This window comes from Pseudaminobacter soli (ex Li et al. 2025), from assembly GCF_003012705.1.
Lineage (GTDB): Bacteria > Pseudomonadota > Alphaproteobacteria > Rhizobiales > Rhizobiaceae > Pseudaminobacter > Pseudaminobacter soli.
On sequence record NZ_PXYL01000002.1, the window covers coordinates 324,884 to 340,906 of the forward strand.

At 62.1% G+C, this 16,023-nt stretch carries 12 protein-coding genes; 5 read left to right on the forward strand and 7 right to left on the reverse strand.

All coding sequences use genetic code 11. The features are described from left to right. Position 1: 1 nt before the first annotated feature. Positions 2–799: an IclR family transcriptional regulator gene (locus tag C7I85_RS05120; protein ID WP_245444812.1), complete on the reverse strand. Its 798-nt coding sequence runs from the start codon at positions 797–799 to the stop codon at positions 2–4. 78 nt (positions 800–877) lie between these two features. On the opposite strand from C7I85_RS05120, the gene C7I85_RS05125 reads away from it, so the two are divergent. The 4 genes from C7I85_RS05125 to C7I85_RS05140 all read left to right on the forward strand — a co-directional run bounded on the left by C7I85_RS05125 (position 878) and on the right by C7I85_RS05140 (position 4,229). Continuing rightward, positions 878–1,627, forward strand: coding sequence for an SDR family NAD(P)-dependent oxidoreductase (locus tag C7I85_RS05125; protein WP_106722860.1), 750 nt, complete (start codon positions 878–880; stop codon positions 1,625–1,627). Between the two features lie 375 nt (positions 1,628–2,002). Then, positions 2,003–2,722 (forward strand): ABC transporter permease, encoded by a 720-nt coding sequence (locus tag C7I85_RS05130; RefSeq protein ID WP_106722861.1) that lies wholly within the window; start codon positions 2,003–2,005, stop codon positions 2,720–2,722. Then, on the forward strand, positions 2,722–3,444 hold the full coding sequence (locus C7I85_RS05135; RefSeq protein WP_106722862.1) for an ABC transporter permease: 723 nt from the start codon (positions 2,722–2,724) through the stop codon (positions 3,442–3,444). Before C7I85_RS05130 ends, C7I85_RS05135 begins: the two co-directional genes overlap by 1 nt. After that, on the forward strand, positions 3,444–4,229 hold the full coding sequence (locus tag C7I85_RS05140; RefSeq protein WP_106722863.1) for an ABC transporter ATP-binding protein: 786 nt from the start codon (positions 3,444–3,446) through the stop codon (positions 4,227–4,229). Before C7I85_RS05135 ends, C7I85_RS05140 begins: the two co-directional genes overlap by 1 nt. 161 nt (positions 4,230–4,390) lie before the next feature. Here the strand turns inward: C7I85_RS05140 and C7I85_RS05145 are convergent, their stop codons facing one another. Together C7I85_RS05145 and C7I85_RS05150 are read right to left on the reverse strand one after the other, a co-directional pair. Beyond that, positions 4,391–4,687 carry a GlsB/YeaQ/YmgE family stress response membrane protein gene (locus C7I85_RS05145; RefSeq protein ID WP_181257090.1) on the reverse strand — a complete coding sequence of 99 codons (297 nt, stop codon included), beginning with the start codon at positions 4,685–4,687 and terminating at the stop codon, positions 4,391–4,393. 177 nt (positions 4,688–4,864) lie between these two features. Next, positions 4,865–5,518, reverse strand: a complete 654-nt coding sequence (locus C7I85_RS05150; RefSeq protein WP_106722865.1) for a Crp/Fnr family transcriptional regulator — start codon at positions 5,516–5,518, stop codon at positions 4,865–4,867. A gap of 243 nt (positions 5,519–5,761) precedes the next feature. On the opposite strand from C7I85_RS05150, the gene petA reads away from it, so the two are divergent. Further along, positions 5,762–6,406 (forward strand): ubiquinol-cytochrome c reductase iron-sulfur subunit, encoded by a 645-nt coding sequence (petA, locus tag C7I85_RS05155; RefSeq protein WP_106722866.1) that lies wholly within the window; start codon positions 5,762–5,764, stop codon positions 6,404–6,406. Positions 6,407–6,416: 10 nt separating this feature from the next. On the opposite strand, the gene C7I85_RS05160 is transcribed toward petA, so the two are convergent. From C7I85_RS05160 to C7I85_RS05175, 4 genes are all read right to left on the reverse strand, one after another. Then, positions 6,417–7,910, reverse strand: coding sequence for an efflux transporter outer membrane subunit (locus tag C7I85_RS05160; protein ID WP_342587291.1), 1,494 nt, complete (start codon positions 7,908–7,910; stop codon positions 6,417–6,419). A gap of 156 nt (positions 7,911–8,066) precedes the next feature. After that, complete coding sequence (locus tag C7I85_RS05165; protein ID WP_106722868.1) at positions 8,067–11,345, reverse strand: efflux RND transporter permease subunit; 3,279 nt, start codon at positions 11,343–11,345, stop codon at positions 8,067–8,069. Next, positions 11,342–14,458, reverse strand: a complete 3,117-nt coding sequence (locus C7I85_RS05170; RefSeq protein ID WP_106722869.1) for an MdtB/MuxB family multidrug efflux RND transporter permease subunit — start codon at positions 14,456–14,458, stop codon at positions 11,342–11,344. The genes C7I85_RS05165 and C7I85_RS05170 overlap by 4 nt, the downstream gene beginning before the upstream one ends. Positions 14,459–14,475: 17 nt before the next feature. After that, complete coding sequence (locus tag C7I85_RS05175) at positions 14,476–15,801, reverse strand: MdtA/MuxA family multidrug efflux RND transporter periplasmic adaptor subunit (RefSeq protein WP_106722870.1); 1,326 nt, start codon at positions 15,799–15,801, stop codon at positions 14,476–14,478. Between the last annotated feature and the right edge of the window lie 222 nt (positions 15,802–16,023).

A 16,023-nucleotide genomic window follows, 5' to 3' on the forward strand; every position in this document is an offset into this window, starting at 1 on the left:
CTTATTTTCCGCTTGTGATAGAGCCTTTGAAGCCAAGGCGGTAGCTGAGTTCGGCCGCGTTGCGGATGGCAGCTTGGGCGAGCCTGTCCTTGCAGGAGTCGAAGCGCGGGGCGACTGTGGCGATGTTGAGAGCGGCGATCACCTCGCCCGAACTGTCGCGCACGGGTGCGGCAACGCCGGACCCCCCGGGCACGGCCTCCCGGTCGCTGACCCCGAAGCCGTTGCGGCGGGTCTCGTCGAAGATCTTGCGCAGCTGCACCCGGTCGATGACCGTGTAGTCGGTGATTTTCACCAGCCTTTCGCGAGCCAGATAGGCGTCGACGCGATGCGATGCCCAGGAGGCGAGCAGCACGCGGCCCATGGCCGTGCAATAGGCTGGGTCGGTGCCGCAGAGGTCGGAATCGAAGCGAACCGCCTGCCGACTGACGCTCTTGGACAGGATGCGCACCCTGCCGTCGCGACGACGCGTGCCGAGAAACACCGTCTCGCCTTCCTGATCGCGCAGCGCATCCATGATCGGCTGGGCGGTGGCTATCAGCTGCGCGTCGCGGCCGCTGGCCCAGCCAGGCCCGTTCCGGAACGCATCGTGGATCTTGTAGCTCTCCGGCTCGATCCGCACGACGTAAGCCCGCGAGATCAGCGTGGCGAGAAGATTGAAAGTGCTGCTTTTGGGGTAGCCGAGCTCGGAGACGATGGCGCGGAGCGTCATCGGCTCTTCTGCGCGTGACAGAAGCTCCAGAAGCTCCAGCACGCGGACCGCCGACTTGACTTCAGAACTGTCCCGTTCGTTCATATACATGAACCATATTCTGATTGATGAATAACGATGAATTCCTAACATGAAGCTGTCAAGGAAATAAAGGAGTTTAAAAACGTCATGCCCAACGTTCGTAAGGTCGCGGTCGTCACCGGCGCTGCGCGCGGCATAGGCCGTGCTTGCGCGCTGGATCTTGCGCGCGCTGGATATGATTTGGCGTTGGTCGATCTTCTCGAGCCGGAGCTCGCCCGGACGAGCGACGAGGCTCGCGCGCTCGGGTCCGAGGTCAAGTCCTACATCGCCGATGTGGCCAGCTACGCGCGGACGCAGGAGATCGCCAAGGACGTTGCGGCGCATTTCGGCCGCGTCGACTTCCTGCTCAACAATGCCGGCCGCTCGGCGCCGACGGGCATCCTGGAAATCTCGGAAGAAGAGTTCGACCGGGCGATCGCGATCAACCTGAAGAGCTGCTTCAACTACATCCAGAATTTCGCGCCGATCATGCTCGAACAGGGCGGCGGCCGCATCGTGTCGATGTCCTCGCTCAACGCGCTTTCGGGCGGCGTTACCGCAGCTGTCAGCAAGTTCGCCTATGCCGCCGCCAAGGCCGGCATCCTTGGAATGACCCGCGCGCTCGCCAAGGAATTCGGTTCGAAGATCCACATCAATGCGATCTGCCCGGGCGTCATCAAGACCGAGATCGACACCAACGTCACCGAGCGCGAGCCGGAAGTCATCAAGGGCATCGCGCTCAATCGACTGGGCTGCTCCGACGACGTGGCAAAGCTCGTGACCTTCCTGGCAACGTCGGAGCCTTGCTTCATGACCGGCCAGACATTCACGGTCGATGGCTTCCAGTTCAACGTCTAGACTGGGTCCCATCTGTCGCCCGGCCGCAGCCGGGCGACGTTGAGGGAGGAGAAAGGCATGGCAAACCGGCACCCGGTGTGGGAGATCGTCGACGCAAAGCGCGAGGCATTCTTTGCCTTTAGCGACCGCGTCTGAGATGCGCCCGAGACCAACTTTGCCGAATACGCCAAGCAGGGTCATTGCGGGCGGCTCGCAGGTACGGCTTTCGTCAATCCGATACCGGACGACGTGCAGCCGCATTTGCCGGCTCAAGACTCAAATGCCGCAGCCTGATGCCCAAAAGCCGCGCCAAAGCTGCCCTAGGAGATCGTTTCGCTGCGAGGCAGACGACGTTGACGCCTCCCAAGCCGAGATCATTCACAGACCGCCAGCCTCATGAACGAACCTGGATTTCTTGACATCATCAGTTTCGGCCCGACAGGTTGGGGCCAAGCGCTTCTGGCCGGGGCGCTGATGACCCTTGCCGTCGCTGTGACCGGCTTTGCTGTCGGCGGCGTCATCGGCGTGTTCGTGGCCTGGGCCAAGATTTCCGGCGGCCGTGTGCTGCGGGTACTGGCCGATGGCTACACCACCATCCTGCGCGGCATTCCCGAGCTGCTCGTCATCTACCTCTTCTATTTCGGCGGCAGTGCGCTGGTCACGGCCATCGGCAAATATTTCGGAGCCGAAGGGTTTATTGGGCTTCCGGGCTTTCTTGCCGGCTCGCTGGCGGTCGGCGTCACTTCGGGCGCATTCCACACCGAGGTTTTCCGAGGCGCGTTCAGGGCGGTAAGCAAGGGCGAGCTGGAAGCGGCGGTTGCCTGCGGCATGTCGCCGTGGCTCAGGTTCCGGCGTATCATCGCGCCGCTCACACTGCGCCATGCGCTGCCGGGCTTGGGCAATGTCTGGCAGGTGGTGCTGAAGGAGTCCGCGCTGGTGTCGGTCACCGGCGTCGTCGAGCTTCTGCGCCAGGCGCAAATCGGGTCCGGTTCGACCGGTCTGCCCTTCGACTTCTTTCTTATCGCGGGGGCGCTCTATCTCGCGATCTCGACCTTCTCCGGCTTCGTGCTGAGGATTGGCGAGCGTCGGCTCTCGCGTGGCGTCAGGAGGGGCTGATGGACTGGAATTTTCTTTCCGAGACCTTCCTGAAGCTGATCGGCGCCATACCGCTGACGCTCGAGCTCGGCGCGCTCGCGATGGTCCTGGGCACCATGCTCGCCACCTGCCTGGCACTGATGCGTCTGTCAGGCATCCGTCCGCTGGACGGGCTTGCACGACTTTATATCTTCGTCTTTCGTGGCACGCCGCTGCTGGTTCAGATCTTCCTAATCTATTACGGCCTTGGCCAGTTCCCGGCCATCCGGCACAGCTTCCTCTGGTCCTTTCTGCGCGAGCCCTATTGGTGTGCGATTCTGGCGCTGACGCTGAACACCGGCGCCTATGTAGCCGAGATCATTCGCGGCGGCCTGATGGCGGTGCCGAATGGGCAGATCGAGGCAGCACGCGCTTGCGGCATGTCGCCTTTGCTCATGTTCCGCCGCATCGTCATGCCGCTGGCCATCCGCCAGGCACTGCCGGCCTATGGCAATGAGGTCATCGCCATCGTCAAGGCGACCTCGCTTGCCTCGATCATCACTCTGATGGAGGTGACCGGCGTTGCCGCGACCGTCATCGCCGAGACCTACCGGACTGTCGAAGTGTTCGTGGTCGCAGGCGCCATCTATCTTGCGATCAATTTCCTGCTCACCAGGCTGATCATGCTGGCCGAATATTGGCTGACGCCGTATCTGCGCCAGCCGCCTGCGCCACTGCTCGTTTCTGCGAAGGGAGAAGCCTAATGAACGCCGCCCAGGACGCATCCGTGGCGCTCCGCGTCGACAATCTGCGCAAGAGCTTCGGTAGCTTCGAGGTGCTGAAGGGTGTCTCGCTCGCGGCCCGTGAAGGCGAGGTCATTTCCATCCTGGGCTCTTCCGGGTCGGGCAAGTCGACGCTCCTGCGCTGCATCAACCTGCTGGAGGTCCCCGATTCAGGAGCCGTGACGGTTGCCGGCGAGACGATCCGCATGGAGCAGGCGAGAGGAGCGAACCGTCCGGCCGACCGGCACCAGGTGGAGCGCATCCGCGCCGAGCTCGGCATGGTCTTCCAGGGTTTTAATCTCTGGTCCCATATGACGATCCTCGAAAATGTCATCGAGGCGCCTGTCCATGTGCAGAAGCGTCCGCGCAAGGAGTGTATCGCCGAAGCCGAAGCGCTGCTTGAGAAGGTGGGCATTGCCGACAAGCGCAACCACTATCCATCGCACTTGTCGGGCGGACAGCAGCAGCGCGCGGCGATTGCGCGCGCCTTGGCGATGCGGCCAAAGGTGATGCTCTTCGACGAGCCGACTTCGGCGCTCGATCCGGAGCTGGTCGGCGAGGTGCTGCGCGTCATGCGCTCGCTGGCGGACGAGGGGCGCACGATGCTGGTCGTCACGCATGAAATGGGTTTTGCCCGCGATGTCTCCAACCGGGTGATCTTCCTGCATCAGGGGCGGATCGAGGAAGACGGCGCGCCGCAGGAAGTCTTCAGCAATTCGAAGTCGGAGCGCTTCCGGCAGTTCATCAGCCGCGACGCGGCGGCCTGACGTCAATTGGCGCGCCCGACGGATCGGGCGCGCCCTGATGTTCTTGATCTAGACGGTCGCGACTGCGCGACCAATCCGCTCTTTGCGAGCGGCTGCCCGCTATGCCCTTGGCAACTGACCTGCCGCGGTTCCCCGCGGCACTGCGTCGAGCTGCGGCTTGCTCAGGAGTGTTTGCCCCAGTGCTCGCGCTGCCAAGTGCCCGCATCGTGAACGATCCTGCCGATCACAAGCAGCACGATCGAGCCGATGATGGCGTTGATGGCGACGGTCGTGAGACCTGCGCCGATATGAACGCCCATCAGCGGAAGCAGCCAGAAGCCGAGGAAGGCCCCAACGATTCCGATGATCAGGTCCCCGACCATTCCGAACCTGGCGCCTTGCACTATCTGATCGGCCAGCCACCCTAATACGAGACCGACCACCAATATGGTCACAAGACTTTCGATCGACATAGACATCTTCATGCCTCCGAAATTTGGAGGAACCGGGCGCTTCGGACGCTGGAATTGAACCCAACGTAGAAGCTGACCCATTCCTGCAAATGGATGCTACGCCCGGGGCCGAATGGGGACTGTGCAAAACTATACAGCGATAGGAAAATTTGCCGGTTTCTGTCCACTTAACGGCGCGGCATTTCAGCGCCTTCCCTTGGACTGGTCGTGCATGATGACGTTCAGGAGCGAGCTGTGCACTTCGATGCTGCCATTGTAGTCGATGAAGCCCAACCGGCGGAACTTGTTCATGAAGTAGCTGACGCGCGAGCGGGTCGTGCCGATCATCTCGGCCAAGGTCTCCTGGCTGATCCGGGCAATGACTGCCTCGGACGTGTCGTCCTTACCGAAATGCGCCAAAAGCAGGAGCAGGCGCGCGAGCCTCTTTTCGCTCGAATTGAACAGCTGGTCGATGAGGTCGGATTCGACGCGGGTCATCCGCTCGATGAGATGGGCGATGAACATTTCCGAAAAGGCGGGCTCGTAGCGGATCAGGCGAAGAATGGCCGCCTTTTCCAGCCTAACGATCACCGTCTCCATCATTGCGATGACCGTTTCCATGCGCTGGACCTGTCCGGCAAGGCACGCCTCGCCAAAGAATTCGCCGCTGTCGAGAATGGCGACCACCGCTTCCTTGCCCTGCTCGGAAACGACGGTGACTTTCACGCCGCCGCTTTCGATGTAGTAAACCGCGTCGGCGGCGTCGCCTTGCGAGAAGATGATCTGGCCCTTGCGGTAGTGGCCGACCCAACGGCCCTCGCTCACTTTGGCGAGGAAGGATTTCGGATCGAATGGCACGTGACGCTGCTCGCTCTATGCGGCCTCCACACCAATTCCAGAAGGGCCACACAATAATATCGCGAGGCGGTTGCAGGCGCCCGACACGATTGCGTGCAATGCCCTGTGATCACGGCTGTAAACGGCGCCGTAATAGCTGCATAGCGGCGGAACTGCTCGCGGGGGCGCGACGTTAGAGCAGAGGCCTTCCGAAGAAGGGCGGGGTGATTGGCGCGTTGATCCTCGATCGGAGCGTCGAAGAACATGTCCACCGCGAACTTTGTTTCAGGCCGACCGCTGCCGGCTACTCCCGACCGGCGAGACTTTCTCTATATCGCAACCGCATGCTTCGCGACCGTCGGGACCGGAGCCGTTCTCTGGCCGCTGATCGACAATATGCGGCCGGATGCCAGTACGCTCGCCAGCGGCGGCCCGGTCGACATCGATGTTTCAAGGTTAGGTCCCGGTCAGCAGGTCACGGTACGCTGGCGCGGCAAGCCGGTCTTCATCATCAATCGTCCCGATGCGGCTCTGCAGGGTTTGAAGAGCCCCCAACTCCTAGATCATCTTTCGGATCCGGATTCAGAAGTCCTGCAGCAGCCGCCTTATGCGAAGAACTGGGCACGCGCGAGCAACCCACGCTACGCCGTTCTGGTCGGTGTCTGCACTCATCTGGGCTGCATTCCGCAGTTCCAGCCGGCTCCCGATCCCAACCGCGATTGGCCCGGCGGATATTTCTGCCCATGTCACGGATCGAAGTACGATTTGGCTGGCCGCGTGTTCAAGAACGTCCCGGCTCCGTACAACCTGCCCGTGCCTCCGTACCACTTCATCAGCGACACGATGCTGCGGATCGGTGAGAATCCGCCGGGTGAATCTTTCGACTTCAGCTCGATCGAGCAGGTTTAGCGCGCTGGCGTTACTGCGTCGGCGCCGGAGTTTCATGCAAGGGCCAGAGCCAACCGCCGCCCAGAGCCTGGAAAAGGCTCGTTGCGGCCAACATGCGGCTCAGCCGGACTTGCACCAGATTGGTTTCGGCGGTGAACAGCGTCTGTTCGGTCTGCAGCACGGTGATCAGGTTAACGGTGCCGCCGGCCAGCTGCAATTCTGCTATTTCGAAGGCCTTGCGGGAGTTCGTCACGACGTCGTTCTGCAACCTTAGCTGTATCGTCGTCTGTTCGAGCGCGACGAGTGCCTGTTCGACGTCCGAGAAGCCCGAAAGCACGGCCTTTCGATAGGCCTGCAGATTCTGCAGCTGCACGCCGCGAGCCTGCAACAGCTGGTTCTTCAGCAGGCCACCGTCGAATATCGGCTGCGTGAGCGAGGCCACCATCGTGTAGTACCAGGCGCCCGGAGTGAACAGGCGCGAAAGCTGCTGGCTCTGAAAGCCTGTAGTACCGGTAAGCTGTATTTGTGGCAGGAAGGCCGCCCGTGCGGCCTCGACGTTGAAGTTCGAGGATTCGAGCTGCGCTTCCGCCTGGCGGATATCCGGACGCTGCAGCAGGAGCTCGGAAGGCAGGCCCGGCGTCACGCGCGGCACCGTAACCTGCGACAGGCTGCGGCCTTTGACGTTGAAGTCGGCGGGTGCCCGCGCCACCAGCACGGCGAGCGCTGAAACGTTCTGCTTCAGCGTCACTTCCAGCGGTGGAATGGAGGCCCTCACCGTGGCCACAAGTGCTGCCTGCTGCGAGACGTCGAGCTGCGAGGCCGTTCCCGCGTTGAACTGCTTGTTGACGAGGTCGAGAATGTGGCTGGCGGCTGCCAGATTCTGACGTGCGACCGCCAGCTGATCCTGCGCGGCGAGAATCTGGAAATAGGTGTTGGCGACCGCAACGATGCTGCTGACGGTTACGACTTCGCGGTTGTAGCGACTGACGATGGCACTCTTTTCTGCGGCAAAGAGCGTGGCGTGGTTCTTGCCCCAGAAGTCGACAATGTAGCTTGCCGAGAGCCCGACATTGTAAAGCGAAAAGACCGTGGCAGGCGTCGTTCGCGTTGCCGACACTCGCTCCTTTTCAGCGAACCCGCTTCCGGTGAGGCTGGGAAAAAGCGCGGCGCCGGTGATGCCGATCTGAGCGTCCGCCTGGACGATCTGGGCCGTGGCGACTGCGATGTCCAGGTTCGACTTTTGCGCCTCCTGGATAAGCTGTGTCAGCTCTTCCGAGCGAAAGCCGCGCCACCAATCCAGTGCAGGAACGGCTACTTCCGGCTTGTTCTTGCCACCGCGATAGGCGGAGGGGATTTCAAGCGCTGCTTCGGGATGTTCCGAATGCAGAAAGCAGCCGGACATGGCGAGGCTCATCGCGCACACAGCCAGGACGCGGCGGAATCGCCGATTGCGTCTCGCAAATTGGGGAACAATCGACTTGAAAGCGCAACGCATCCGGTACCCAACCAGGGTTCGACAACACATACACCCCAGCACACCGCGGAATTTGCGATTGTCCATGGAGCTTCAGTTTCGACTCGAACGCGTCAACTCACACTAAGAGGGGAAACATAACTTGGAAAAAAAAGCTCTGCCAACGACGCAAGAGTAAAAGCCGGAGTTATCCTCCGACATCTTCGGTCATTCACCCGGCTGGGGTCTTGGCTGTTGCGTCGAGGACACGCGCACCCCCCGGATCCAGAAGCGGAAGCGGTCGATGTAGATGTAAACCACGGGCGTGGTGTAGAGCGTCAGCATCTGGCTGAAGATCAGGCCGCCCACGATCGCAATGCCGAGCGGCTGGCGCAATTCGCTGCCTTCGCCGAAGCCTATCGCCAGCGGGATGGCGCCAAACAGCGCCGCCACCGTCGTCATCATGATCGGGCGGAAGCGCAGCAGGCAGGCCTGGTAGATAGCGTCGTGCGCCGATTTGTTCTCGTTGCGCTCGGCGTCGAGCGCAAAGTCGATCATCATGATGGCGTTCTTCTTCACGATGCCGATCAGCAGGATCACCCCGATCAACGCCATGACGCTGAACTCGATGTTGAAAAGCGACAGTGCCAGCAATGCACCGACGCCGGCCGAAGGCAGCGTGGACAGGATGGTCAGCGGGTGGGCATAGCTTTCGTAGAGGATGCCCAGCACGACATAGACGGCGATCAGCGCGGCGAGGATGAGCAGCGGCTGGTTGGCGAGCGATTCCTGGAAAACGCGAGCCGTACCCTGGAAACTGCCGTGGATCGACGACGGCATGCCGATGCGAGCCTTGGCCGCGTCGATGGCCGCGACCGCATCGCTCAACGCAACGCCGGGAGCCAGGTTGAACGAGATCGTGGCGGCCACGAACAGGCCCTGATGGTTGACGGCGAGCGGCGTGCTGCCTGGGCCGTATTTTGCCACTGAAGACAGCGGCACCATGGTTTCGGCACGGGTGCTTACAGCGGATCCGGTCGAGGCGACTGTCTTGCCGGTTGCGCCGATCGAGTTGGTCGCCTGATTGCGTGCAGCGTCGGCCGCGATTGTGGCGGCGTTGTTGGACAGGCCGGGCGACACGAAGGTGCCGGCCACCGCGTTTGTCGCCTGCGAGCCGCCGACCGAGCCGCCCGCGGTGCTGACGAAGACCTGCTTCAGCGTCTCTGGGTTCTGCCAGTATTCCGGCGCCACTTCCATGACGACATGGTACTGGTTGCGCGCCACATAGATGGTCGACACCTGGCGCTGCCCGAAAGCGTCATAGAGGGTGTTGTCGATCTGGCTGACCGTGATGCCCAGCCGCGCGGCCGTATCGCGGTCGATCACCACATTGGCCTCGAGGCCCTTGTTCTGCTGGTCGCTGTTGACGTCGGTCAGTTTCGGTTCGGCTTGGAGTGCCGCCGTAAGCTTCGGCGCCCATTCGAGGAGGTCTGCGAAGGTGTCGCCCTGCAAGGTATATTGGTATTGCGCGTTGGACTGGCGGCCGCCGACGCGGATATCCTGGACGGCCTGCAGGTAGAGTGTGGCGCCCGGCACGACCGCGAGCTCGCGCCGCAAGCGGCCGATCACCTGGTCAGCCGAAATCTTGCGCTCGGCCAGCGGCTTCAGAGCGACGAACATGAAGCCGGAATTGGTCTGTCCACCGCCGGTGAAGCCCACCGCAGTATCGACAGCGGGGTCCTTTTTCACGATATCGACGAACTGCCCGAGCTTCTGCTGCATCAGCTGGAACGAGATCGCCTGGTCGGCCTGGATGGAGCCGACGAGCCGCCCGGTATCCTGCTGCGGGAAGAAGCCCTTGGGGATGGTCACATAGAGATAGCAGCTGAGACCTATCGTGGTCAGCAGCACCGTGAGGATCAGGCGGGGCCGGTCCAGCGCCCAACCCAGCGACCTGCGATAGCCCGCCAGCATACCGTCGAAGATCCACTCGCTGAAACGATAGATCCTGCCATGCTTTCGGCCGCGCTCGCTCCTGAGGAGGATCGAGCACATCATGGGGGTGGTGGTGAGCGATATCACGAGCGAAACGAGGATCGCGGTGGAAAGCGTCACAGCGAATTCGCGGAAGAGGCGTCCGATCAGCCCTCCCATCAGCAGGATCGGAATGAACACCGCAATCAACGAGAGGCTCATGGATAGAACTGTGAAGCCGACCTCTTGCGAGCCTTTGATGGCGGCGGCTTTGGGTGACATTCCGGCCTGTATGTGCCGGGAGATGTTCTCGAGAACGACGATGGCGTCGTCGACAACGAAGCCGGTGGCGACCGTCAGCGCCATCAGCGACAGATTGTCGAGGCTGTAGCCCAGCAGATACATGACGCCCAGCGTCCCGACCAGCGACACAGGCACCGCCACGATGGGAATGAGCGTCGCGCGCGGCTCGCGCAGGAAGGCGAAGACCACGAGGATCACGAGCCCGATGGCGATCATCAGGGTCTGCTCGACCTCCTGCAGCGAGGCACGGATGGTCGTCGAGCGGTCGACTGCAAGTGCCAGGTCGATGGCCGGCGAAATCGATGCCCGCAAGGTCGGCATCAACGCCTTCACCCTATCGACGGTGGCGATGATGTTGGCGTTGGGCGAACGGTAGACGATGATCAGCACCGCCGGTTTGCCATTGGCAAGGCCGGCATTGCGGATGTTCTCAACCGAGTCGCTGACCTCGCCGACGTCCGAAAGCCTGACCGGCGCACCGTTGCGATAGGCCACGATCAGAGAGCGGTAGGCATCTGCCTGATTCGCTTGGTCGTTTGCATAGATCTGGTAGCGCTGGGTCCCCGCATGGATGTCGCCTTTAGGGCTGTGGGCGTTGGCTGAACCGAGAGCTGCCCTGATATCCTCCAGTCCGATGGCGTATTTGTAGAGCGCCTGCGGATTGAGCTCGACGCGCACGGCCGGCAGCGAACTGCCGCTGACGATGACCTCGCCTATGCCATCGACCTGCGAAAGTTTCTGCGCCAGCACGGTGCTGGCGGCATCGTAGATCTGGCCCCTGGTCAGCGTGTCCGAGGTGAGCGAAAGCACGAGGATGGGCGCGTCGGCGGGATTGACCTTCTTATAGGTTGGGTTCTGCCGCAGGCTGCTCGGCAAGTCTGCGCGCGCGGCATTGATTGCGGCCTGCACATCGCGCGCGGCGCCATCGATGTCGCGGTCGAGCCCGAATTGAAGAGTGATCCGGGTGTTGCCCACGGTGCTGGCCGACGTCATCTCGTTGACGTCGGCGATTTCCCCCAGATGCCGTTCCAGGGGGCTCGCCACCGTCGTCGCAACGATCTCCGGACTGGCGCCCGGCAGTGTCGCCTGTACGGAGATGACCGGGAAATCGACCTGGGGCAGGGGCGCCACGGGCAGCAGCGGAAATGCCACCAGTCCGGTCATCAGCAGGCCGAAGGTCAGAAGCGTGGTGGCGACGGGGCGCCGGATGAACGGGGCCGAAAGGTTCATGGCGCGGCATCCGCGCTGCGCCCTTCGGGATAGTCAGGTTCTTCGCCCTGCAGGCGAGCCGAAAGGCGGTCGAACCACAGATAGATCACCGGCGTGGTGAACAGCGTCAACAGCTGGCTTACCAGGAGGCCGCCGACGATGGTGACGCCCAGCGGGTGGCGCAGTTCGGAGCCGACGCCGGTGCCCAGCATCAGCGGCAGCGCGCCGAGAATTGCCGCCAGCGTCGTCATCAGGATCGGGCGGAAGCGCAGCAGACAGGCCTGATAGATCGCCTCCCGCGGTGATTTTCCCTCGTTGCGCTGCGCGTCAAGCGCGAAGTCGATCATCATGATGGCGTTCTTTTTGACGATGCCGATCAGGAGGATGATGCCGATGATCGAGATGATGGTCAGGTCTTCGCCCGCGATCATCAGAGCCAGCAGGGCGCCGATGCCGGCAGACGGCAACGTCGACAGGATGGTGATCGGGTGGATGAAGCTCTCATAGAGCACGCCCAGAACGATATAGACCGTCACGATTGCCGCCAGAACCAGAAACAGCTGGTTGCTGAGCGAGGCTCGGAAGGCGCGGGCGGCGCCCTGGAAAGTGGTGATCATGCTGAGCGGCATGTCGATCTCGGCTTGGGCCTTGTTGATCGCCGCAACCGCTTCACCCAGCGATACGCCCGGCGCCAGGTTGAACGACACAGTTGTGGCCGGGAACTGCCCCATATGCGTGATCTGCAGCGGCGCCGTCTGGACATGGGCCTTGGCCACGACCGAGAGCTGGATCGGCGCGCCGCCAGTCGCGGTCGGCAGGTAGATCGATGACAGCGAACTCAGCGACTGCTGCAGCGAGGGATCGGCCTCCAGGATGACGCGGTACTGGTTGGAGGTGCTGAAGATCGTCGAGACGATGCGCTGCCCGAAGGCATCATAAAGGGCGTTGTCGACGGTAGCTGGGGTGACGCCAAAGCGCGCGGCCTGATCGCGATCGATATCGACAAAGACTGCAAGCCCGCTTTGCGAGAGATCGCTGGCCACGTCGGCGAGCTGCGGCAGGCTTCTCAGCTTGTCGATCAGCTTCGGCGTCCATTCCGCCAACTCGTCGGCGTTCGCGTCCTGCAGCACGAATTGATACTGCGTCCGGCTGACCGTGCCATCGATCGTCAGATCCTGCACGGGCTGCATGTAAAGCGTGATGCCGGTAAGCGAAGCCGTGCTTTCCTTCAGCCGGTTGATGACGGTGGTGATGTCTGTGCTGCGCTCTTCATGCGGCTTGAGGTTGATCAGGATGCGGCCGACATTCGGCGTCATATTGGTGCCGTCGACGCCGATGAAGGAGGAAAGGCTTTCGACGTCGGGATCCTTGAGGATCGCTGCCGCGACTTCCTGCTGGCGCTCTGCCATCGAGGCGTAGGAGACCGACTGCGGCGCCTCGGTGATCGCCTGGATGACTCCGGTGTCTTGCACCGGGAAGAAGCCCTTCGGGATTTCGACATAAAGAATGCCGGTTAGGATCAGGGTGCTCACCGCAACCATCAGCATGAATGTCTGCCGGTCGAGCACCCAGGTCAGCGCTCGGCCATAGCCCCGGATCACCCACTCGAAGAAGTCGTGGCTGGCGCGCTGGAAGATGTTCTCGCGGACATCCGATATCGGCTTCAGCAGCTTGGCGCAGGCCATGGGCACCAGCGTCAGCGAAACCACGGCCGAGATGAGGATGGTGGCCGAGAGCGTGATGGCGAATTCGCGGAACAGCCGGCCGACCACGTCGCCCATGAACAGCAGCGGGATCAGCACCGCGATCAGCGACACTGTCAGCGATATGATGGTGAAGCCGATCTGCTCCGAACCGATCAGCGCCGCATCTAGTGGCGAATAGCCTTCCTCGATGTAGCGCGAGATGTTCTCGATCACCACGATGGCGTCGTCGACCACGAAGCCCGTGGCGATGGTCAGTGCCATCAGCGAGAGATTGTCGAGGCTGAAGCCGAACAGATACATGATGCCCAGGGTGCCGACCAGGGAGAGCGGCACTGAAAGGCTCGGGATCAGCGTGGCGCGGGCGCTGCGCAGAAAGACGAAGATCACCAGCACGACCAGGATGACGGCGAGCGTCAGCTCATATTCGACGTCCCGCACCGAGGCGCGGATGGTGGTCGTGCGGTCGGTCAGCAGATGCACCTCGACGGCGCTGGGCAAAGAGGCTTGCAACTGCGGCAGCAGCGACTTGATGCGGTCCACGACCTGGATGACGTTTGCGCCTGGCTCGCGCTGGATGTTGAGGATGACTGCCGGCGTGGTGTTCATCCAGGCGGCCAGCTTGTCGTTCTCGGTGCCGTCGATGACGGTTGCCACATCGCTCAGCCGCACGGGAGCCCCGTTCTTGTAAGCGATGATTAGGGGCTCGTATTGAGCGGCACTCTTCAGCTGGTCATTGGCGTTGACCGTAAACGCGCGCGAAGGACCGTCGAAATTGCCCTTGGGGGCGTTGATGTTCGCGTTGCCGAGCGTCGTGCGCAGGTCGTCGATGTTGAGGCCATAAGCGGCAAGCTTGCGCGGATCGGCCTGTATGCGGACTGCCGGCCGCTGGCCGCCGCTCAGGGTAACCAGACCGACGCCAGGAAGCTGTGAGATCTTTTGCGCCAGGCGCGTGTAGGCAAGCTCCTGCACGTCGCGCAGCGGCATGGTCTTCGAGGTCAGTCCCAGCGTCAGCACCGGCGCGTCGGCCGGATTGACCTTGGCGTAGATCGGCGGCGCGGGCAGGTCGGCCGGCAGCAGGTTGCCGGCCGCATTGATGGCGGCCTGCACCTCCTGTTCGGCGACGTCGAGCGAAATGGCGAGATTGAACTGGAGCGTGATGACGGACGCGCCGGCCGAGCTAACCGAGTTCATCTGGTTCAGGTTGGGGATCTGTCCCAGCTGAACTTCCAGCGGGGCGGTGACCGATGAAGTCATCACGTCGGGGCTGGCGCCTGGATAAAAGGTCTGGACCTGGATGGTCGGGTAGTCGACCTGGGGAAGGGCAGAGACCGGCAGGAACAGGTAGGCCAGCATGCCGGACAGCATGATCGCGACCATCAAGAGCGATGTCGCTACCGGCCGGAGGATGAAGGGGCGCGACGGGCTCATTTCGTTTGGTCGAGCTCCTAACGCCGGTGCTTGCCGGTGGCCTGGCCCTTTTCATGGGTCGGCGTGGTGCTGCTCGAAGGCGCGGGATCCACCAGCGGCTGTCCTGGCGCCTGCTGCGCTTGCGGTTGAGTGGGCTGCGCCGTTGGCTGGGCGTCCTGCCGCACGGCAACCTTGGCGCCCTCACGCAGCTTGTCGGCACCGTCGACGACGACCCGGTCGCCTGGGTTCAACCCGGCGAGGATCTCGACGCGCTCGCCCTCGAACACGCCAAGCGTAACCTTGCGTACCGAAACCGTGTCATCGGGATTGACGAAGTAAACGAAGGTGCCGGGCACACCGCGCTGGATGGCGGCGGTAGGCGCTATCACTGCGTCCTTGTGCTCGTTCACGATCAGCTCGATGTTGACGAACTGGTTGGGGTAGAGCATGCGGTTCTCGTTGGCGAAAGACGCCTTGAGCTTGATGGTGCCGGTGGTCGGATCGATCTGACTGTCGAAGGTTTGCAACTGCCCATCGGCGAGTTTGTTGTTGCCGCTGCGATCGAAGGCCATCACGGGCAATGTGGCGCCTTCATGCAGGCGCTGGGCAATGGCCTGCAGCTGATCCTCTGGAACGGTGAAGACCACGCTGATTGGCTGGATTTGCGTGATCACCACGATGCCGGCGGCGTCGCCCGGAGTCACGTAGTTGCCCACGTCCACTTGGCGCAGACCAATCCGGCCGTCGATGGGGGCCTTGATGGTGGTGAAATCGAGGTTGACGCTTGCCGCCTGGACGGTTGCCTTATCCGCTTCGATCGTGCCCTTGTATTGGGCAACCAGTGCCGTTTGCGTATCCAGCGTTTGGCGAGGCACCGCGTTCTGCGTTGCGAGTTTCTGGTAGCGCGCAAGGTCGACCTCAGCTCCCTGCAGCAGGGCCTGGTCGCGGGCAAGTTGTCCCTGCGCTTGCGCCAACGCTGCCTGGAATGGGCGCTGATCGATTTGCGCGAGAACATCGCCCTTCTTGACGTCCTGGCCTTCGGTGAAATTCACCTGAACGAGCTGTCCGCCGATCTGCGTCTTGACCGTGACGGTGGCCAGCGACGTCACGGTTCCGAGAGCATTGAGCGTCACATTGATGTTGCCGGTGCCGACTGTGGCCGCGCCGACCGATACGGGTTGCGACGCATGCTTTTGCGTTGCCGGTGGTTCACTGAACTGAGGCCGCTGCCACCAATAGGCACCCGCAGCCGCAATAAGCGCCAGAAAGATCAGCCATGGGAGCCATCCGCCCGAGCGACGTCGGGCAACCTGCGGCCGCTCGATGAGGTCTTCCCTCGTCGTCGTGTCTCGAAGCTGATCCATGATATCGCTTCATCCAGTCCCGTCAGTCCTGCCGATATTCGGAGGAGATGATTAAGGACTTTTATATGGCACTTAATCGCGCAGCCAACGTTCTCACTTCTTCTTGATCTCGCTCCGCAAATCCGCCGACCGCCCCGCGCTCGCCGGCATTGTGATCAGAGACATGTTGACATAAAGATATCTTTATGTGATCTGGCGAGCAGAGTCGCAGTGAAAATTGGA